The sequence below is a fragment of the Paraburkholderia sp. A1RI_3L genome, assembly GCF_048957895.1.
GTDB classification, from domain to species: domain Bacteria; phylum Pseudomonadota; class Gammaproteobacteria; order Burkholderiales; family Burkholderiaceae; genus Paraburkholderia; species Paraburkholderia kururiensis.
The window spans coordinates 232,925-253,597 of record NZ_JARCHA010000003.1 but is presented as its reverse complement, the minus strand read 5'-3'; the positions used below and the strand labels follow the sequence as shown (position 1 = coordinate 253,597).

Genomic DNA, 20,673 nt, shown 5'->3' with positions numbered 1-20,673 from the left:
CGGACCCTTAATGCTCCAGCTGGAAGACATGCAGTTGCTCCGTGCGCTCGGCGTATCGCAATCGCTTGCGGCCGCGGCAAGGTTATTGAACCTGACGCCGCCCGCGGTCACCGTACGTCTTCAGCGCATCGAAGAACGTGTGGGCGTGAACCTCGCGACGCGCGCGGCCAGAGGCATCTCCCTCACCGACGAAGGCCACCGCCTGGTTCAGGAAGCGATCGACATCCTGGAGCGAATCGAGTCCATTCCGTCCCGCGTTTCGGGAGAATCGGGCGGAGTAAGCGGGCATTTACGCGTGGTGGCACCGTTCGGGTTCGGCAGGGAATATGTCGGGCCGCTCGTTCGAGACCTGTATCGCTCGCATCCGAATCTGGCGATCTCGCTGATCCTCGTCGAAAGTCCGCTCTCTGCCGCGTCGGGTGCGGACGTAGTCGTTTCCATCGGCCACATCAAAGGGTCTTCCTGGGTAGGCCATTTCCTGGCCCCGAACGACCGTTTCCTTTGCGCGAGCCCCGCGCTTGCGCGTAGCCTGTCGAAACTCAAGCATCCGTCCGAACTCACACGGCACGCATATCTGACCTTACGGGAGAACGACGAGGACGTGACCCGTCTGCGTTTCACTCAGCACGATGCCGCGGGCAAACGCGTAAGCAAAGCCGTCACGGTTCGGTTGAACGGCGCATTGTCGTCGAACGACGGCACCGTGGTTCGCGACTGGGCCGTTGACGGCCTTGGCGTTGTCGCGCGATCCGAATGGGACTGCGCACGGCTAGTCGCAGAGGGAAAACTGAAGCGGGTCTTGCCCGCGTGGCGCCTTGAACCTGCACCGATCATGGCGCTTACGCCCACGCGTCAGGGCTTGACCGTCCGTCAGCGGGTATTTCTGGAGGCCGCGAAGCAGGCGTTTCACCCGGTGCCCTGGCGGAATTGACCTGGCACGGAACATCGCCCGCCAACCCGCCTTCCTGCTGTTGAGCCGGCATTCGCGGCGAACGCCGACCGTCGACCTTCGCACTAGAAATCAGCCACCTTGCCCCATGCGGAATTGGCGAACCGGCTGGGCCGATACGGTACGGGGTCCACAATCGGCTCGGCGCCTGTTGCGAGATCCGCGATCAGATGGCCGGCGCCAGGGCTTATTCCGAAGCCGTGCCCCGAAAAGCCCGCTGCCAGGATGAGTCCCGGTACGCCTGGCACCTCGCCAATTCCTGGCACGCCGTCCGGCGTGCTGTCGACGAAACCGGCCCAGGCATGCGTGATTCTGGCCTCACGAAGCTCAGGCAGAAGGTCGACCGCGCGGCGGTGCGTTTCGGCCACTGTCGCCCGATCAGGCTTCGGGTCCAGAATGCGCACGCGCTCCATGGGTGTTGGCACGTCGAGCCGCCACCGCTTCAGCATTTCATGACCGCCGCGAATACCTTCCAGCCCTCCCGGCAGAAGGTTGCGCCAGCGCCTCGCAAACATGGGCACGAAATGCGGAGCGAACCGCAGCAACTGAGGCGTCATATCCACGCGTGCCCGCCCGCTGATGGCCAGCGCGTAGCCTCCATCGCTGCGGCGAGTAATCGATACGCCTGAGGTGAATAGCGCATCCGGCACGCGACCTTCTACAGGCGACACACTGAGGATGGACTGGCGAATCGACGCCTGAGGAAAACGAATGCCGAGCTGGCGGCAGAACGACGACGCCCACGCGCCACCCGCGAGCACAACCGTCTTCGTCTTGATGACGCCGGCTTCGGTGACAACGCCGGCAACCCGCCCGCCCTCCAGCTCGATGCCTCGGGCCGCGCACTGTTGGGTGACGCTGCCCCCAAGCTTCATGAGTGCAACGGCCACGGCCGGCGCGGCCTTGCCGGGGTCGGCGGTGCCGTCGCTGGGCGAGAAAACGCCGCCTTTCCAGACTCGGCCAGTCGCGCCGCCCCGCTGGGTGGCCTGCTGGCTATCAAGCATGTAGGTGGTCACCCCAGCGGTCTTTGCAAAGTCGCCCCAACTGGCCCAACGGGACAACTCGGCGTCGTCATTGCTGAGATACAACAGCCCGCAGCGGCGAAAGCCGGTATCTTCGCCCGATTCGCGAGCGAATCGCTCCCACAGATCGAGACTCTTGCTGGCCATCGGCAATTCGCGAGCGTCACGGTTCTGCTGCCGGCACCAGCCCCAGTTGCGGCTTGACTGCTCGGCTCCAATCCTCCCCTTCTCTACCAGGGCGACTGAAACCCCGCGTTGAGCCAGGTAGTAGGCAGCAAAGACCCCGATCACGCCGCCGCCGATCACAACCACGTCGGCGGCGGCTGGCAGCGTGGGCGAAGTCTGTATGTGGCGCAGCGGAGGCGACATGATTTAATCTCGTTCGATTGAAGCGCGGACAGTTTGGACAACGTAAAACTTCGCCACGTGATCGCTGCTTTCCCATCCCATCGACGTACCGCGAGGCACAAAGAGCGCGTCGCCCGTGCCGAGCGACAGCACACTGCCATCGGGGGCAGCGAACCGCACGCTGCCGGCCAGAAGCTGCATGAACTCGTTCACGGGATGCGGGCGAACAATTCGATGGTAAGGCGTCGAATCCCACGTACCGGCGCGGTACTCTGCGCCCTCCTCGGTGAAGACGTTGTCGCTGCGGCATTGGGGGGCCGCGCCCAGCAGCAGCTCCGCGGGCAGCGATGAAGACGGCTTGAAGTCGGCGTCGGCGCGCAAGGGAAAAAGGCCGCGTCGCGTAGGGCTCTGGCAATCGGCCGCGCAGAATACGAAGCGTGCTCGGGACCCGGCTCTCACCCGAAGTGCGGTCCCGCCTCCGACAACGGCGCCCTCCTGTGGGCCGAGCACTAGCGGTGCCATTCCGGCCGCTTCCAGCGTGAGTTCGCCTTCCACGACCACGATGGTTTCAATGTGCGGAAAGCTCGGTACGTCAACCTCGCCAACGAAGTCGATACGACCTGCGACCATCGAGTTGGGCCCCTCCCATGCGATCTCCCGATGCTGCGCGAATGGGTCGTTCCTACCGAATGCCTGCCTGCGGAACACGGTCGAACAAGGCGCTCCGTCGGCACGGTGCAATACGAATGCTGTGGTCACTTTTTCTCCTGTCGACGGCACGGCTCATCGTTGATGCGCGCAATTGTGCGGCGCAAGCGTGTTCATGTGGTTAATTTTCCGACAAGCGAGGGTTAAACGCTAATTAATGACAGGCCGATCCGGCGCCTGTCCCATCGTTGTTCCTGGTCGAAAAGCGACGACTATCCGGCATGCCGAACGGGCCCCGACCACTCCATGCGATAGCGAAGCGCTCGAATCTCGCGCCTCTGACGCAGCATCGTCTTCGACACATCGACATTCACGGACGCTTAATGGCTGGTTTATCAATCGTTAAGCACAACTTCTCGACAAACTCCTATAGTGGCTCCTGCCTCGGCGCGATACCTGCATCCGACGTCGATCGCGCGAAGAATAGCCAGGAGTCGCACATGAATCTGGAGTCGTTGAACACCCCGGCCGCATTGATCGATGTCGCGCGCATGCAGCACAACATCGAGCGGATGCAGCAACGCATGAATGCGCTCGGCGTAAGGTTCCGGCCGCACGTCAAGACAACCAAATGCGAACAGGTGGTCCAGGCGCAAATGAACGCCGGTGCGCGGGGTATCACCGTGTCCACACTCAAGGAAGCCGAACAGTTCTTTGCAAGCGGCATTCGCGACATCGTCTACGCCGTCGGCATCGCCCCGACGAAACTCCAGCAAGCACTGGCGCTACGCCGGCAAGGCTGCGACCTGAAGATCGTCGCCGATAGCGTCGCCTGTGCCGAAGCGATCGTCGCTTTCGGTCGCGAACACGAAGAAGCCTTCGAGGTCTGGATCGAAATCGACGTGGACGGCCATCGCTCAGGCATCGTGCCCGATGACGACACACTCCTTGATGTGGCAACAACACTCTGCAACGGCGGCATGCATCCAGGTGGCGTGCTGGCCCATGCAGGATCCAGCTATGACTACGATGCACATGACGACCTCGTCCGCATCGCCGAACAGGAGCGTTCGGGTTGCGTGCGCGCCGCCGATCGTCTGCGGGCCGCCGGACTGCGATGCGACGTGGTCAGCATCGGCTCGACACCCACCGCGCTGACTGCTGAGCATCTTGAAGGTGTCACCGAGGTTCGGGCAGGCGTTTATGTCATGTTCGATCTCGTCATGCACAACGTGGGCATGAACGAGACATCCGAGATCGCATTGAGCGTATTGACCACTGTGATTGGCCACCAGAAAGAGAAAGGCTGGGCCATTGTCGACGCGGGCTGGATGGCAATGAGCCGCGACCGCGGCACGCAGCGCCAGAAGCGGGATTTCGGCTACGGACTCGTCTGTCATGAAGACGGCAGTGTGCTGGACGGATACCTGATGAGCGGCGCGAACCAGGAGCATGGCATCGTCTCGCGATGCGGCGCACCCGATCACGAAATCGATCAGCGGTTCCCCATTGGAACACTTCTGCGAATCCTGCCCAACCATGCGTGCGCCACCGGCGCGCAACATCCCGCCTATCATGCCGTACGTGCTGACGGACAGATCGAAACCTGGCCGCGGTTCTATGGCTGGTAATGAACGTCGGTATTAAAAGCGAGAACATGCAACGCATCGATTCAGATGACGACTTTCAGGGCTATGGCTATCCACGCGTGCCCCGCACTTCGTCACTTCTGGCCCAGCAGTCCGGCAACACGTGAGAAATGCGTCTTCTCGATAATCTGGATCCGGCATGACGCATTCGATGCCATTGCAGGAAGCCGGACGCTCGAACGGGTGAGCACGAAGATCGAGCCCACCTCCCCGCCTCCAGACTGCGCTGGCGTGCTTCGACATGACGGCGGCTCGACCCACAGGCGACGAACCTCGCGGATGCCCTCATGCGTGACGGCATCCGCGCGACCCCAGTGCAAGAGCAGGCCGCGACGGCGGCTCAGCTTATTTACCCAGCCACGTCGATTGCGGACAACACCCTGATGACCGGTGGCGCCGCGAACCAGTCGGCCGACTTCGTACGGAACTCCTTGAAGTGCGGACTGGCCACGTGTGCATCGAACGCTGCCTGGTCGTCGTAGATCTCGTACAGATGCAGGTGTGGTGAACCATCCTGTTCGCGGAACAGGTCGTAGCGCTGGTTGCCCGGTTCGGCACGCGTCTTGACCACCATGCTGCGCAGCTCGGCTTCGCCGGCCTGCGCGTGCTCCGGCTTCAGGAACAGGGAAGCAATCACGTGAAGCGCCATCTTGTCACTCCTTTCGAAATGGAATCGAGCAGGTCGAAAGCTTGCGTCCAGCGACGCCAGGTTGCAACCGTTTTGTATCGGCGGGATGCGGTGTCGGTGCAATCGGACGGCCGGCTGATCCTCCAGCAACAGCGTGGCCCGCGGCCGGTGTCACGCCACGTCCATTGAAGTCAGCGCGCAGACGCGCGCTATCTGTGAACGCAGTTGACCGCCAATTAACCGGTAAGTGATTGGTAAGTCGAGCTCCCATAAAGTCAGTCCGCCCTTGTCAGCTGACCTCCTGGAAGCAATCGTGAAAAAAAACCATCTGCCGGTTCGGCCCGTCATCCTCGCCACCGCCTTGCTTGCGCTCCTTTCGAAGACGGCGTGGGCCGAAGGAGAGGGTCTCGACCAGGCCGATGCGGCAAGCTCGGGACTTACGATCCTGAACAATGCGACGAACGTGACGCGCTGGGGCCTGGGTGCGGGAGTGGGTGTCGGGCAATCGCCATACAAGGGATACGGGACGAAAGTTGAACCGTTTCCGTTGGTTTACTTCGACGACAAGTGGGTGCATCTCCTTGGCACCACGCTTGACCTGAAAGTCGGCACCTGGCATGGCGTGAGCGTCGCACTTCGCGGAAAGTATTCGCTGGGCGATGGCTACAAGCAATCGGATGCTCCGGTCCTGAATGGCATGGAGGATCGGAACGGCGCTTTCTGGTACGGTCCGGCGCTCGCATGGCACACCGCGTTCGGCACGCTGTCCGGCAATTATCTGCTGGGCGGAAACAAGGGCGAGAAGGCCGCTCTGGAGTACAGCAAGTCCTTCGATGTCGGCGATTTTTCGCTTACACCGCACGTGGGCATCGAGTGGCTAAGCGGAAAATACGTGAATTACTATTACGGCGTGCGCCCTTCCGAAGCGCGCCCCGGACGTCCGGCTTACACGGGCACGGCAACCTGGCGCACGTCGCTCGGAACACGCGTCGATTACAACGTCACGAAGCACCAGCGCTTCGTGCTGGACGTGGGCGTATCGCACCTCGGCAGCGGCATCACGGACAGTCCGCTGGTCGGCAAGCGGTTCATCCCAGATATCAGGCTCGGCTACATTTACCAGTTCAAGTGAGTTCAATTCCATGGCGCGAGTCGCAATTGTGGAAGACCACGAACGTCTCGCCGACATGGTGAGACAGGCTCTCGCCGGCGTGGGCATCGAGGCGGACCTGTTCCACACGGTCTCCGAGGCGGCCTACGGCATGCGCCGGGCAGACTACGCGGTGTTGATCGTGGATCGTGGCCTGCCTGATGGCGATGGGCTCACCTTCCTGCGCACGCTGCGCAAGGCGCACCAGATGACACCGTGTCTTATGCTGACCGCTCGCGATGCCCTGCACGATCGTGTGGAGGGTCTTGAAAGCGGCGCCGACGACTACCTGACCAAGCCGTTTGCCATGAGCGAGCTGGTTGCGCGAGTGCGTACGCTGATGCGCCGCCCGGCGTTGCTGACGGCGTTGGTCATGTCGTTCGGGGGCGTTACGGTGGACCCTCGGCAACGCGAGATGCGGTGTGGCGCATCGTCCGTTCTGCTCGCGCCGGCAGAACTGCAGATCATGTCGTGCCTCATCGAGGCGGGCGGCCGGACGGTTCGGCACGCAGCGCTCGAGCATGCCGCATGGGGACTCGGCGAAGCAGTCACACCGAATGCACTGGAGGTGACCGTGCACCGGTTGCGCAAGAAGCTGGCCGCAATCAACGCAACGGTGCGACTCGTGAATCTTCGCGGCACGGGCTTCACCCTTCAGGAAGCTTCCGATGGCCGCGAGCCACATGCGCCCCAACACGAGCACACATGAACGGGGGCGTTCGTCGTTCCAGCTGTGTCCCGTCATCCGGCCGCCGAGGCCAATACCGCTTTCAGCAAAGGAGCGTCGTGCTTGATCATTGGATTCGAAGTCTGTCTGCGCGGTTATGGGTCACAACCGTCGTGGCACTGGCCACCAGCCTGACCGCCTTGGCTGCCCTCGTGATCTATGTGTTCGATCGCTATCCGGAGCAGACGCTGGGTCGACGGGAGTTGATGGAAATGGTCCGTAACGTGGTTGACGGAATCAGCTTCGACAACGACGGTATGCCTGTTTCCGTAAAACTTCCGGAGCATGAGGACTGGTTTTTCCGGGTGGCATCCACCGAGCTCAAGTACCGGATACTGGACGAACACGGACACATCCTGCTGGTTTCGGACAGAGGCAAAAGCGAGGGCCCGTGGCTCACAGACGATTTTTCCAGGGACACAAGCAAGATAGCGCACGTGACGATCGGCGGGCGGCGGTTCTCCATGGCGACGCAGCGGATCGTGCGCGGCGAATCCGTGTACTACGTGCAGACTGCGACAAGTGAACGTTTTACCGAAGCGCTCGTCAGCCTGAAGGTCAAACCGATTCCGGGCATAGTGAGGACCATCCTCCTTGTTGCAATCGTCACCTTCGGGCTGGCACTCCCCTTCACGATTCGCCGGGTGCTCAAGCCGTTACGCGACGCGTCCGATGCCGCAGCGCAGATTACGCCGCGCAATCTGAAGACGCGTCTTTCAGCTCGCGGCATTCCGAGCGAGATCAAGCCGTTGATCAATGCATTCAACGAGGCGCTTGAACGACTGGAGAACGGCTTTACGGTCCAGCAGCAATTCCTCGCGACCGCGGCGCATGAGCTTCAAACGCCGCTGACCCTGATCCGCGGCCAGATCGAGTTGCAGCCCGAGATCAGGGAAAAACATCTGTTGTTCCGCGAGATCGATCTGATGTCGCGACAGGTCCGGCAACTGCTGCATCTGGCTGAAGTCAGCGACGCCCAGAATTTCGACTTCGGCGAAGTGAACACCGCCGACGTGGCGCACGAAGTGATTGGGTATCTCGCCCGTAAGGCGGATGACAAGCAGGTGAGCCTGCGTATCGAAGAACGTGTCGCACTACCCGCTATTTGGGCCGACAAAGGCGCGCTCTTCATCCTCCTCAAGAACATCGTCGAAAACGCCATTCATGCGTCGCCCGCGAATGGCATCGTGCTGTTGAGGATCGACGCGGCGTCGATCGGAATTAGTGACGAAGGGCCCGGCATACGCGAGGATCATCTTCCCTTTCTGTTCAAGCGATTCTGGCGCGCGCCCGACGCCACGCACGAGGGTGCCGGTCTTGGGCTCGCGATATGCAAGGAAATTGCGCTGGCGCATGGTTGGCGGTTAACCGTGAGCGCTTTCTCGCCTGGAACGGGCTTCACTGTGTGGTTGTGATCGCGCTGCTCGCGGTGCCGATCCTGATCCAGCTGCTCTTCTCGCAGGCTTCGTGATACGGTCCTACTCCCTTTCGAGCACGACATGGCATCCACACTCAGCTGCTTCGATAGTGGTGCGGTCGAGCACGCGAATCGATCCCGGACGGCAGCGCAGGGCGCCGCTCGCTTTGAGCGACTTCAACGCGCCTCAGCGACACCGCCGCCCCCGCGGATGGCGCGGAAGGCGGCGGTGTTCATCGCCGCTTGAGAATCACCACGACCAACGCGCGCCGACATTTCCTCCAACAGTCCGGACGTGCTCGCCGTCCAGATTCGTGCCCCAGTTGACAGCCGCATACGCACTGCCGTGCTTCGAAAACTTCGTGACCACGCCGACGTCGATCCGGGCCGTTGTCTGGTTGACCGGCGTGCCGATCGACGTTCCGCCGTCATAGTTCTGGTGGTCGCCGCTCGCGAACGCGTGCAACACGTTGAACCCCATATAGGGCTGCCATGCGGCGCCAAGCGCGTCCCACGTGCCCTCGAATCGCACGCCGAATCTTGCCAGCACGCTATTGCCGCTGCTGAACCCCACGCTGGAGGCGCCGTCGTTCAGATCGCGGATCGACAGATGCTGGTAGACCAGTTGCGCCTGAGGCTCCACCGTGAGTCCATGCCCGATGGGCAGCGGCAAACCGCCTTCGATTGAGGCCGTGACGGCAGTACCGTGAGTGCCCGAACGGATGTTGTCGCTCGATGTCGTATCCGCCGTGAGCGCGCTGCCGGAAATGACCGTATCCGTATACCAGCCGCCCGGCCCGATGTGTGTCCAATAGCCGGCGAGGCTGTATGCGTTGACCGCGAGATGTCCGACGGCGGCGCCCGGCACGCCCACCGCAAACCCGCTGACATCGCCCGTTGCGCGCGCCATGCCGAGATAGAAGCCGTAGTGGTTGCGATGGCCGCCTTGCGTGCCGTCCGCATAGATGTCGTGGCCCACCTGCACGCCGCCCATCGAGCCGTCGAATTGCGGACTCACATCGCCGCCTTCCGACAGCACGCTATGCGCGCCCCAGACACGGCCCCATCCTGCTGGCAGGCTGCCCTTCTCGTTCAGCAGCATCTGGTCGCCCTGGCGCAGATGGAACTCGTCGATCTGCATCCAGTCGAGTTGGCGCATGACGTCCGGAACCTGCGCGTAAAGCGCGACCTCGGGGCGGTAAAGCGTGACCGCATGGGCATTCGCTGCCGGCAAGGCCGGCGTGCCCGCTGCCGCGCCCACGGTGGACGCGCCGCTACCGTTCGCGTTTGTCACCGCTGCGCTGCTCGCGGCGGGCACCGTGTTGCGCAAGTACCAGTTCTGCGACGTGCCCGCGCTCACGCCGCCCTTCGCCAGATAGTATTCGTACGCGCCGCCCTTGACCGTGCCGCCCGCGAGCGTAAACGCGCTCGTATCGGTGGTCGCACCGTTGGTGGCCGCAACGACCTCGATGCCGTTCGACACGATCGGCGCGCCCTGGCCGCCCACGTTCGTCACCTTTAGCGTGGTCGCCCCCGTTGCCGTGCCGCCGTTGATGACGAGCTTGTCCGAAGCCGCATTGTCCGCGGCGAGAACGGTGTTGAGCGCGATGACGCCGTTTTGCCCGACGTAGCTGTTGACGTTCAGCGTGTTGCCGGCCTGAGCGCCGCTGCCGAGTTGCACGATGCCCGCGTTCGCCAGTTGGCCGTTGATCGTGAAGCTGCCCTGCGCGTCGGCTGCGGCCGACGGCAACGCATTGGCCACCGCGATTGTCCCGTTGTTCGTCACGTCGCCATTGACGGTGCCATAGCCGCCGAGCACAGCGCCCGTTGCAACGGCCACCGGCCCCGCAACCGACGCCCCCGCGCTCGACGCATCGCCCACCACGAGCGTGCCGGCCGCCACTGAGGTTCCACCCGAATACGTGTTGACACCATCGAGCACGAGCGTGCCGGTGCCCATCTTCGCCAGAGCGCCGGCGCCCGTGATGTTTTGCGCGATGGTCGACTGGAAGCCCTGCGTATCGATCGTGCCGCCGTTCGACGTGATCGATACCGCTCGCGTGCTGGCCAGATCGAAGCTGCTGCCCAGTTGCAGCGCGCCGCCGTCGAAGGTCACGCCACCCGACGTACCGCCGAGCGCGCTGTCCGCCGCCACGGAGACCGTGCCCGCTTTCAGCACGGTGCCGCCCGTGTACGTATTGCCGCCGGCGGCGGAGGGCGCAAGCGTCAGCGTGCCCGTCCCGTCTTTCTCGACCACGCCCGAGCCGCCGATGGCGCCCGTGTAGACGCCGTCCACACCTTGCTCGAACTGCACGAGTCCGTTGTTGGTTACCGTGGGCGGCAGGCTTTGCGCGCTGGCCTGCAGCACGCCCGGCGGGTCCACCGTCACGCTTCCCGTGAACTGCGACCCGTCGCCGTTCAGCACGAGCGTGCCCTGCTGAACCTCGGCGGCAATCGGACCGACCACCGCGCCGTTCAACGTCAGCGTTCCCGAGCCGGTTTTGTCGAGCGCGCCCGAACCGCTGATGCTCTGGTTGATCGTCGAGTCGAAGGCCTGTGTGTCGATCGTGCCGCCGTTCGAGGTGACGGAGACGGCGCGCGTGCCGGCAAGGTCGAACGCGCCGCCAAACTGCAGGGTACCGCCGTCGAAGGTCACGCCACCCGACGTACCGCCGAGCGCGCTGTCCGCCGCGACCGAGAGCACGCCCTGCCTGAGAACCGTGCCGCCGGTATAGGTGTTGCCGCCGGCGGCGGTGGGCGCCAGCGTCAGCGTGCCCGCCCCGTCTTTTTCCACGGCACCCGAACCGCTCACTAGGCCGGTGTAGGTGCCCGCCGTGTCTTGCTGAAACTGCACGAGGCCGTTGTCCGTCACCGCGCCCGGCAGACTCTGCGCACTCGCCCGCAACGTGCCCGCCTGATCCACAAGCATCGAACCGGTATAGCTCGCGTTGTTGCCGGTCAGAACCAGCGTGCCTTGCTGGACCTCGGCGGAGGTGACGCCCATGCTGCCGATCGGATTCGTGATCGTCCAGGTACCGCTGTCCTTCTTTTGCAGCGTCTGGAAGTTGGTGATCGTCGTGGGCAGCGTGTCGCTGCCCGTGCCGTTGAGCGTCAGCAGATTGCTGCCGCCTCCGCCGTTGATGGTGCCCGATACGCTCGATCCGGTGTACATGTTGAGCGTGTCGTTGCCGCCTGCAAAAACCAGGTTGCCCACCACCTTGCCGAGGTTGCTGAACACCACAGCGCCGTTGCCCGACGCCCCCATCACGTTGCCCGGGGCCTGAATGACACCCGTGGCGTTGTTGATGACCGTATTGGTGCCCGACGTGTTCTGAAACCAGATCGCCGCCGAATTGACGCCGCGAATGGTCCCGTTGTTGATGATCGTATTGCCGGTGCCCTCCGGATTCACGGCCTCCGCGTCGCTCTCTGTGCCGTTGGCGAGCACCGTCGCTCCCTGCTCCACCGTCAGCGTGCTGTTGTTCCGGAAATCGATCGTATTGCCGCCCGTGCCGTACGTGCCGGTGGTGTTCGTCGCATTACCCTGCACCAGTGCGCCGGACTGCACGACGATGTTCGCGCTGTCCGACAGCGCGATGGCGCTGCTGTTGCCAACGACGACCTGCGCATTGGGGCCCACCGTCACCTGGGAACCCGGTGCTTCCGTCGGGCCCGCGCCGATCATCGTCGTCCATGGCGACGGCGAGGTCGTGTCGCAAGTGGTCGTCGTGCCCGACGTCGCGCAGTTCGCGTGAGCGAGCGCAGGAATGAGGGCGATATAGCCGAGAACCGCGAGCGTCGTCGCCTTCGGGCGGGGGTTCAGCGTGATGCAGGAAAGTTGATGCCGATTCCCGCGCAAATTGGCGTCACAGTGCGACGCCTCGTGGGGTAAGCGCTCTTTTTTCATTTTCCGCGTATGCCTTTTTGGGATTGTTTTACGTCTATGTTCGACGCACGGGACGCCGGTGCTTCGAACGACGGCTGAAGGATTCGACGGACTGGACAGCTTATCCGTGAAAATCACGTCCCTGCACGAGTGCGGAATATAGGGAAATTAAAAAAAGCGAATGTAAAGGATCGTTAAACGGTTTTCTTAAATAGAGGGATATACCGCTTACACATCTTGCAATCGTTAAAAAGCCGCAATGAATTACCGCGACGCAAACGATTGGCGTTCGACGCTGTAAATACGCAAACGTTTGCGATTATCTTTTTATTGCGTGGCGATATCCCGGAAAAACCATGCAGGGGAATGCTCAACAAAGCTCAAACGGTTGGCCGGCGGGCCTCGGCAGCCTGCTGCACGGGGGTCTGCACCCGCGGCGGCATCTTCCTGAGAGCCTGTCTGGAAGCCACTGCGGTCGCGAGCGCAAAGCATCGGGCCGCGGTAGTAAGTCGCGTGACCTCGTGGCCATAGAGGATCGGGATTATTCGCGCGAATGGCGAAGTGGCGTACCGTGATGAAACGCGTGCGCAGGTGCGCCGTGCTTTTACCTTCACAGGTCGTCAATTTCATTAAGCCGCGGCGGATGGGTTTCGCGCCGCGACATTCTTTATGGCATCCCAACATCTGGAGACGCGATTTTATTTTTACATCGCATTATGCTAAAGCCGTCCCTTTATAGGTAAAAACGTATCTGCCGCGCAAAACGAGAGCTGCGTTAATACAGAAAGGAAACCGAAATTCGTCCTCGTCGACGCTAATTGAGGCGAGGCTCATAGCAGTGAGCCCTATGCATGGCGCCCGGCGTCGTACTCAACGCAACCGCAGGAAAGCGGGCACGGATCGATCAGGCGATACCAGACGGGAGCAGACCGATTCGATACGCCACGAGCGGCCGTATCCACAACGACAGAAGCCAGGGTCGCATCCAGCGATCTGTCGCCTCGTCTGCGAAGGCGGTTCGCCGGACAACGCCTGATAGCTGGCGGCGGCGGGGAAACGTCGCTGCCGCGCGTTGTCCTCAGTTCGTTGCCCACACCGTTGAGGCGTACAAACGCCGATACTTCACAAGGTATAGAGGAACCCAGTTGGCTTCCGACGATTGCCGCGGGTGACGAGCACGCGCTGCGGACGATGATTCATGAGTTCTCTTCCAGGTGTTGAGCGACGAATTGGCCGGCCGCGGCGCCGGCCGTGGATACGCCGAGGTCAGGATGGTTGAACGAGCGGCGTGCACGCGAGAAGCCCGGCACGGTGCGCGGCGGCGAAGATCGCTTGTGCGAATCCATGCCGGGTCGTGACGGGCGTGCCGCACAAATGATAGGTGCCCCAGGCAAGCGGCTCGCCTGCACGATATCGCGCGGCGAAACGTCAAGGTACGGTGAGATGTCGCCGTCGAGCCGTTCCCGGCCACACGGATCGTTGACGTGCTCATAGGTCGACTTCCCCTGGGCACGAGAAAAGGCACGGGCGCCGGCTCTGCTCAGTGAGCCCAGCGCAGGACCTGTGCGTCGAGCCGCCGGGCAATCTCGATCAGTCCGGCACGTGTCGCCGGATGCAGCGGCACGAGCGGCCGGCGCACAGCGTCCGACGCGATCACCCCGCCTTCCTTCATCAGAGCCTTGCAGGCAATCAGTCCGCATTGGCGGTTCTCGTAGTTGATAAGCGGCAGCCAGCGTGCGTAGCCCGCCGCCGCTTCATCGCGATTGCCCGCCAGATAGGCCTTCAGGATCGGCTGCAGGCCGTCCGGATAGCCACCGCCGAGGATACTGCCCGTCGCACCCGCATCGAGGTCGGCCAGCAAGGTGATGGCCTCCTCGCCGTCCCACGGTCCTTCGATGGCGTCACCGCCCAGCTCGATCAGCTCGCGCAGCTTCGCGGCCGATTGCGGCACCTCGATCTTGAAGTAGCGCAAGTTGTCGATCTTGTGTGCCAGCCGCGCAAGAAACGCAGCCGATACCGATGTGCCGCTCATCGGCGCGTCCTGGTACATGATCGGAATGTCGATGGCGTGCGCCACCTCCTCGAAGAAGTGTTCGATCGCCGCCTCGCCGCAACGAATCGTCGCGCCGTGATACGGCGGCATGATCATCACCATCGCGGCGCCAGCCGCCTGCGCCGCACGGCTACGCGCGGCACAAATAGCCGGACTGAAGTGCGTGGTCGTGACGATCACCGGCACGCGACCCGCGACATGGTCGAGGATCGTGGTTGTCAGCAGCGTGCGCTCTTCGTCAGTCAGCGAAAACTGTTCCGAGTAGTTCGCGAGAATGCAGAGGCCGTCCGCACCCGCGTCGATGATGAAATCGACGCAGCGCTTCTGCCCGTCCAGATCGAGCGCGCCCTCCTCTGTGAAAATGGTTGGCGCAACGGAGAAGGCGCCTGCGTAGCGGCGCTTGATCGGCGTTGTACGGTTCATCTCGCTTCCTCTTCCTTTAATTAAGGATTGCATAACGATTAATGAAGTCCATCACCCTGTTTTGCCATGCGACACATGGCGAACGAAAAATCGCCTCCACGTCAGACGCGGCCGTACTTCCCGCGCAGGCCATCCGCTACGCCGCACAGGATGGCCTGCAGCTTCATGCGCTTTTCCCGTGCGTGCAGCAACACGAAGGCAATATGCTTGAGCGTGATCAGGTTGATGAGCAACAGTGCGGGGTAGCGGCGCCAATAATCGCGCGCGACCAGGATGCAGTTACGGGCCGCGTAGTAGTGCCGCAACGCGCTTTGGTCGAATATCTCGACGCGCGGCCAATGCTGCGCCGGCACCGGTTTGCCAAGCTCGTGCGGCAGCGACACGTCCGCGTTCACGCATACCGGCACCCCGTGCGCCTGGGCGCGCATGCAGTACTCCGCATCCACATGGTCGATGAAGAAGTCTTCCCGGAACCGGCCCAGCGCGCGATACGCTTCGAGCGAAATCGCCGTGCCGGACGAGATGATGACCGAGCACGGTTGCAGCCCATGCGCGCCGTCACGAATCGGCGCGATCTGCGCTGACCAGCGCCGCACGGTGAAGAGCGGCAGGTCGCGCCGGACATTCAGGTTGAAGATGCGCGGCCCGACCAGAAAGCGCCTGTCGCCGACGGCCGCGCATCCTTCCAGCATTCGCGCAAAGTAATCGTCGGGGATCGTCGAATCCTGATCGAAGATGAAGAACACGTCGCAGCCGCGTCCAATCAAAAATTCGACACCGGCGTTGAACGCGCCGGCAATGCCGCCGCGATTGTGATTGGCGATGACGTCGATGCCGTTGGCGGCAAGGCGCGCATGCAGGACCGGATCGGTCTGCGGGGAGTTGTCCACCGCAACGACCACGGGGCTTAAGGCGGGCAAGCGCAACAGATGATCGGTTTGTTCAGCGCTCGGCTTGTACAGCGTAATCAACGTGCCATGTTTCATGACGACGCCTCATCGCAAAAGAATGATGGTTCGCCGCCCTCGCCTGCGGGCGGCGGCTTCCTCCTTTCAATTGCTGCTGTCCCTTCTTGCCACGAACAGCACCTATCGTGGCCGCCGTTATTTTGCGTACAGCTTCACGACGCTTGCATGAACCACGCGCGTGATCTCTTCCATGCGCCAGCGAATGTGGGTATCCGTCAACGCCACGCAGCGCGCGGTGTCGCGCTCCGCCAGTGCATCCAGAATCTGCAGATGCTCGGTGAACGCTTCGTTGCGGCGCTGATCGACGTCGACCCAACGGACGTAGTGGATCCGGGCATTGATTCCCTGCAGCACCCTGCCAATCTCTGCGTTGCCGGACATCGCCGCCAGCTCGAGGTGGAACAGCTCGTCATTCACGACAAGCTCGTCCGACGGCATGCGCTCCGCAGTCTTCATGACCTGCTTCCAGAAGCGGCGCAGCGTCTTGATGTCGCCGTCGGAAGCCCGCTCGCACGCGAGCATGACCGCCGTCGATTCAATCGAACGCCGCAATTCAAAGAGATCGAACACGTCCTTCTCGCCCAGTTCGCGGATGAAAAATCCCCGGTTCGGCACGAACGCCAGCAGGTTCTCGGCCACCAGCCGGTTGAGTGCCTCGCGAATCGGCGTACGGCTTACGTCGAGGCGCTCCGCCAGCTCGAGTTCGTTGACGCGCTCGCCCGGCCGGATCTTGTACAGCACCGCCATCTGCTTCAACTGCTCGTAAATCTCGTTGACCGTCATGCCCGTGCGCTTCGGCGCAACGGAGTCCCGCCCGCCGGGACGCACGTTCCGCGCAATCACGGAATCCGCTGTCATGTTGTCTCCTGGTTCAATCTGTCACCGCTCATTATCACTACCCTTCCAACCTTCAGGCCAACTCTCGCGTGGCTACACGTGACACGTGCGGCACGTGTAGCCGCATGCCGCGGGTGCGCGCACGCTTCAGACCGTGAACAGTCTGCCGAACTGCGGCAGCGAATCGGTCACGCCGGCCAGCCGCAGCGCATGCCAGGCCAACGCATGATTGCTCGACAAAACCGGCTTGTCGAGCCGCGCCTCGAAGCCTGCAATGGCGTCGGCAAGCCGAAGGCTCGTGCACGACACGAACACCGCATCGACGGCGGGATCGCTCGCCAGCTCGAATACCGCGTGCTCGATAGACGCACGGTCGATTCTCGCGACCTCGTTGTCGTCGCGATGTTCGAACGACCCTATCCGTACCACGTCGACGCCGCGCTCCCGCAGGTAGCGCGCCATCGCTTCGTTGATGGGCCGCTCGTATGGCGTGAGGAGGGCCACCCCTCGCGCACCGAGCGCGTCGAGCGCCACCCGCGCCGCGGTAATGGGCGTCGTGCAGGCCACGTCCGGGCGCGCCTCGTGGATGCGCTCGAAGACGCGTTCTTCGCCGAGCACCATCGATGCCGACGTGCAGCCGAAGGCGACGACATCGAGGTGCTCGCCGGGTCGGATCAGCTCCACGCCCGCGCGAATCCGGCCGTCCATCTGCCCGAGCGTGGCCGCCGTGATTTCCGCCGAGTTGGCGACGCGGCTTTCGTAGAACGCAACGCCTTCGAGCGCGAGCATCCGGCGCCATTCGTATTCGATCGTGTGATCGGTCGCGAGCACGACAAGGCCGATGGCGGCGCGCCGCGCGATACCGTCGTCCAGCGAGAAGCCGAAACGCGCATAGGGACTCTGGCTGCGCTCGACGCGATTCGAGAGAAGTTCGCTCACTGTAGTGTCATCCCTGAGATATCGATGTCCGGCTGCCGCCCGCTCATCACGTCGGCGAGGATCTTCGCGGTGCCGCAGGACATGGTCCAGCCCATGTGCCCATGCCCCGTGTTGAGAAACAGATTGCGATGTCGCGTGGCGCCGATCAGCGGCGTACCCTCGGGCGTCATCGGTCGCAATCCGGCCCAGTAAGAAGGCCGCGCGTAATCGGCGCCGTTCGGGAACAACGCTCGCGCGGTCCCGAGCATGTGAGTGAAATCGGCAGGCGTGTGCGCTGTGTCGTAACCGCAAAACTCCGCTGTCGCAGTGAGGCGCAGCCGCTGACCGAAGCGCGCCCACGCGACGAGCTGGTTCTCCTCGACGCCGCCCAACGTGGGCGCTTCGTGCGACGCCTCGATCGGCAGCGTGACCGAATACCCTTTGACGGGATAAACCGGCAGCCGGTAGCCGAGCCCGCGAGCCAGCAACGGCGAATACGAGCCCAGCGCGAGCACGTAGCGGTCGGCCGTGACCCGCCCTGCCGACGTCTGCACGTAGTCCACGGCATCCCCGCTCGCGCTGATGCCGTCGATCGCGGTGCCGAAGCGAAAGTCGACGCCGAGTTCACGGCAACGCTGTTCGAGCGCGCGGGTAAACAGATGCGCGTCGCCGCTTTCGTCGGTGGGGCAGTAGATCGCGCCGGCAATGTCGCCGCCGCCCGCGCGCAGTGCGGGCTCGCGCGCCATCACCGCCTGCCGGTCGAGCGTTTCGAGCGGCAGTCCGTTGTCGGCGAGGATCGCCATGTTCGACACGCCGCGTTCGAACGACGCGGGATCGCGATACAGGTACAGCAACCCGCCGCTGATCCGGTCGTAAGCCAGTCTTTCATCCTGCGTCGCCTGCTGGAGCTGCTGCTGCGCATAGCGGCAAAGCCGCACCTTGATCGACGTATTACGGCGCGAACGTTCAGCCGTGCAGTTCTGCAGGAACAGCCAGCACCACGCCCACATCCGCCAGTCGGCCTTCGGTTTGAGCCGCAGCGCCTGGCCTTCCGTAAACAGCGACTTGAGCAGGATCTTGGGCGCGCGCGGCGACGCCCATGTGTACGAGTGCCCCGGCGCGATGAGGCCGGCATTCGCGAAACTGGTTTCGAGCGCGACGCCATCGCGGCGATCGACGACCACGACCTCGTCGCCCGCCTTCGCCAGAAAATAGGCTGTCGTCACGCCCACGATCCCGCCGCCCAGCACAACCGTTTTCATCCCGATGCTCCGAGTTCAGCCAGTCCGAATCTAGAACGCCGCGATCGCCGCGATTTCCACCGTGTACTGCGGGAAGGCCAGCTTCGACTCAACGCATGCGCGCGCCGGCGCATCGCCCTTCGGCACCCACGCGTCCCAGATCCGGTTCATGTCGGCGAAGCTGCGATGGTCCGCGAGCCAGATGCTGGCGGACACGATGTGGCGCTTGTCGAGTTTCGCCTCTTCCAGCAGGCGGTCGAGCTTGTCGAGAATCTGTTGGGTCTGGCCGGCGACGTCGAGCGACGTATCGTCCGCCACCTGTCCCGCGATGAAGGCGAATCCGCCCGCCACCACCATCTGGCTCATCCGCTCGCCCGTTCCATAACGCTTGATTTCCATTGAGTTGCCTCTCGTTGACCTACGCAAGTTGAGGCTGATCGTAGCATCGACAATTCAGCGCTGTATACACATTTTCAATAAAACCGACGTGTGCGCCAATCTTGAGCGGACCACTCGAAATGGTGCATCCGCGAATACGTATTCGTGCATAAAGTGCGCTTTTTATGGGCATTTCATGTTCTATTCGCGGCCAGACCCAAGCCTGCCAAATTCCACCAAAAATTTATCGCACAACTATTTTTGATCAGCAATTCTGTACACACTTTTGTATATCCAAACGTCCAATCACCCATCAGGAGAAACACGATGAAGCTGTATCGCTGGAGTGCCGGAGTCGTCGCTGCGTGGTGTCTGTGTGCGGCGAACGCATGGGCCGATGTCAGCCTTGGGGCCGTGTTGCCGTTGACGGGATCGAGCGCGTCGATCGGCGAGGATCAGCGGCGCGGCATCGAACTCGCTGTCGCGAAGATCAATGCCCAAGGCGGCGTGCTGGGCCAGAAACTGCAGGTCAAGATCGAGGACTCAGGCGGCACGGCCAATACCGCGCTCGACGCGACGCGCAAGCTCGCCACCGTCGATCATGTGCCCGTCGTGCTGGGCGAGTTCTCGTCGTCCGTGACGATTCCCATCGGCCAGTTCCTCGTCAGACAGGGTGAGGTGCACGTCAACATCGGCTCGTCGAGCCAGCAGATTCGCAAGATCGGTGCGGGCTCGTTCAGCGTGATCGGACTCGACGACCTCTCGGCGCGCTTCGCCGCGCAGGACGTGTACGCGCGCAAGTTGCGCCACGTCGCGTTCATCGCGCCGAATAACGGCTACGGGCAAGGTCTTGCGAGCGAGTTCAAGAAACGCTTCGAGGCGCTCGGCGGCACCGTCGTGTCGCTCGTGCTCTATACCGAGGGGCAGTCCACCTATCGCCGAGAACTGGAACAGGCGGCACGCGCGAAGCCCGACGCCTACATCTACAGCGCGTACGGCCAGGAAGCGGCGACGCTGAATCGCCAGGCCTACGAGATGCAGCTCAACAAAGCGCCGTGGTACGGCATCTATCTGACCATGTGCACTAGCGATACCACGCCGCAGATCGCGCAAGGCCAGATCGGCCTGGAAGTCGCAGCGGGCGGTGCGAACGCAAAGTCGTACGCCGACGCCTATCAGGCCGCCTACAAGGAGGCGCCGCGTTCGGCGTTCGGCAGCTACGCCTACGACGCCACGATGCTCGCCGCCGCGGCCATCAACAGCGCGCATTCGGCGGATCCCGCGAAGATCCGCGCGGCGATGGACGCGCTCGGCAAGGGCTACGACGGCGTGACAGGAGACATTGCGTTCGACAGCGACGGCCAGCGCGCGGTCCAGCCGTACGAGAAGGTGGTCTTCAGACAGGCCGTCGTCGCGCAGTGAGCGTCATCG

Annotated in this window: 16 protein-coding genes; 6 read left to right on the top strand and 10 right to left on the bottom strand. The window is 62.8% G+C overall.

Annotated elements, in window-relative coordinates; translation table 11 throughout:
• Positions 1-10 precede the first annotated feature (10 nt).
• Positions 11-931 (top strand): LysR substrate-binding domain-containing protein, encoded by a 921-nt coding sequence (locus PXJ20_RS10930; protein ID WP_421030695.1) that lies wholly within the window; start codon positions 11-13, stop codon positions 929-931.
• Positions 932-1,014: 83 nt separating this feature from the next.
• Here PXJ20_RS10930 and PXJ20_RS10925 read toward each other — a convergent pair whose 3' ends face one another.
• Both PXJ20_RS10925 and PXJ20_RS10920 read right to left on the bottom strand, forming a co-directional pair.
• Positions 1,015-2,340: an NAD(P)/FAD-dependent oxidoreductase gene (locus PXJ20_RS10925; protein ID WP_413213569.1), complete on the bottom strand. Its 1,326-nt coding sequence runs from the start codon at positions 2,338-2,340 to the stop codon at positions 1,015-1,017.
• Positions 2,341-2,343: 3 nt separating this feature from the next.
• Complete coding sequence (locus PXJ20_RS10920) at positions 2,344-3,078, bottom strand: cupin domain-containing protein (protein ID WP_421030694.1); 735 nt, start codon at positions 3,076-3,078, stop codon at positions 2,344-2,346.
• A 389-nt stretch (positions 3,079-3,467) separates the two neighbouring features.
• Between PXJ20_RS10920 and PXJ20_RS10915 the strand changes: the two genes are divergently transcribed.
• Positions 3,468-4,598, top strand: a complete 1,131-nt coding sequence (locus PXJ20_RS10915; protein WP_421030693.1) for a DSD1 family PLP-dependent enzyme — start codon at positions 3,468-3,470, stop codon at positions 4,596-4,598.
• Positions 4,599-4,965: 367 nt separating this feature from the next.
• On the opposite strand, the gene PXJ20_RS10910 is transcribed toward PXJ20_RS10915, so the two are convergent.
• The gene (locus PXJ20_RS10910) at positions 4,966-5,265 is read right to left on the bottom strand and encodes a putative quinol monooxygenase (RefSeq protein WP_277597720.1); all 300 of its coding nucleotides are present in this window, start codon (positions 5,263-5,265) and stop codon (positions 4,966-4,968) included.
• A gap of 292 nt (positions 5,266-5,557) precedes the next feature.
• Here PXJ20_RS10910 and PXJ20_RS10905 point away from each other — a divergent pair, with 292 nt between their 5' ends.
• From PXJ20_RS10905 to PXJ20_RS10895, 3 genes are all read left to right on the top strand, one after another.
• Positions 5,558-6,376 (top strand): MipA/OmpV family protein, encoded by an 819-nt coding sequence (locus PXJ20_RS10905; protein WP_421030692.1) that lies wholly within the window; start codon positions 5,558-5,560, stop codon positions 6,374-6,376.
• A gap of 10 nt (positions 6,377-6,386) precedes the next feature.
• Complete coding sequence (locus PXJ20_RS10900; RefSeq protein WP_413213565.1) at positions 6,387-7,103, top strand: response regulator transcription factor; 717 nt, start codon at positions 6,387-6,389, stop codon at positions 7,101-7,103.
• A gap of 131 nt (positions 7,104-7,234) precedes the next feature.
• On the top strand, positions 7,235-8,536 hold the full coding sequence (locus PXJ20_RS10895) for a sensor histidine kinase (RefSeq protein WP_421030691.1): 1,302 nt from the start codon (positions 7,235-7,237) through the stop codon (positions 8,534-8,536).
• Positions 8,537-8,788: 252 nt separating this feature from the next.
• On the opposite strand, the gene PXJ20_RS10890 is transcribed toward PXJ20_RS10895, so the two are convergent.
• The 7 genes from PXJ20_RS10890 to PXJ20_RS10860 form a co-directional block, all read right to left on the bottom strand.
• Positions 8,789-12,445 carry an autotransporter outer membrane beta-barrel domain-containing protein gene (locus PXJ20_RS10890; protein WP_421030690.1) on the bottom strand — a complete coding sequence of 1,219 codons (3,657 nt, stop codon included), beginning with the start codon at positions 12,443-12,445 and terminating at the stop codon, positions 8,789-8,791.
• A 1,519-nt stretch (positions 12,446-13,964) separates the two neighbouring features.
• Positions 13,965-14,900: a dihydrodipicolinate synthase family protein gene (locus PXJ20_RS10885; protein WP_017777821.1), complete on the bottom strand. Its 936-nt coding sequence runs from the start codon at positions 14,898-14,900 to the stop codon at positions 13,965-13,967.
• A gap of 101 nt (positions 14,901-15,001) precedes the next feature.
• Complete coding sequence (locus tag PXJ20_RS10880) at positions 15,002-15,886, bottom strand: glycosyltransferase family 2 protein (protein WP_017777820.1); 885 nt, start codon at positions 15,884-15,886, stop codon at positions 15,002-15,004.
• Between the two features lie 117 nt (positions 15,887-16,003).
• Positions 16,004-16,726: a GntR family transcriptional regulator gene (locus PXJ20_RS10875; protein WP_017777819.1), complete on the bottom strand. Its 723-nt coding sequence runs from the start codon at positions 16,724-16,726 to the stop codon at positions 16,004-16,006.
• A gap of 126 nt (positions 16,727-16,852) precedes the next feature.
• On the bottom strand, positions 16,853-17,644 hold the full coding sequence (locus tag PXJ20_RS10870; protein WP_017777818.1) for a maleate cis-trans isomerase family protein: 792 nt from the start codon (positions 17,642-17,644) through the stop codon (positions 16,853-16,855).
• Positions 17,641-18,885 carry a D-amino acid dehydrogenase gene (locus PXJ20_RS10865; protein ID WP_421030689.1) on the bottom strand — a complete coding sequence of 415 codons (1,245 nt, stop codon included), beginning with the start codon at positions 18,883-18,885 and terminating at the stop codon, positions 17,641-17,643. The genes PXJ20_RS10870 and PXJ20_RS10865 overlap by 4 nt, the downstream gene beginning before the upstream one ends.
• A 30-nt stretch (positions 18,886-18,915) precedes the next feature.
• Entirely contained in the window at positions 18,916-19,263 is a 348-nt protein-coding gene (locus PXJ20_RS10860) for a RidA family protein (protein WP_126875844.1), read from the bottom strand.
• A 306-nt stretch (positions 19,264-19,569) separates the two neighbouring features.
• Between PXJ20_RS10860 and PXJ20_RS10855 the strand changes: the two genes are divergently transcribed.
• Positions 19,570-20,664 carry an ABC transporter substrate-binding protein gene (locus PXJ20_RS10855; protein ID WP_421030688.1) on the top strand — a complete coding sequence of 365 codons (1,095 nt, stop codon included), beginning with the start codon at positions 19,570-19,572 and terminating at the stop codon, positions 20,662-20,664.
• The last annotated feature ends 9 nt before the right edge of the window (positions 20,665-20,673 follow it).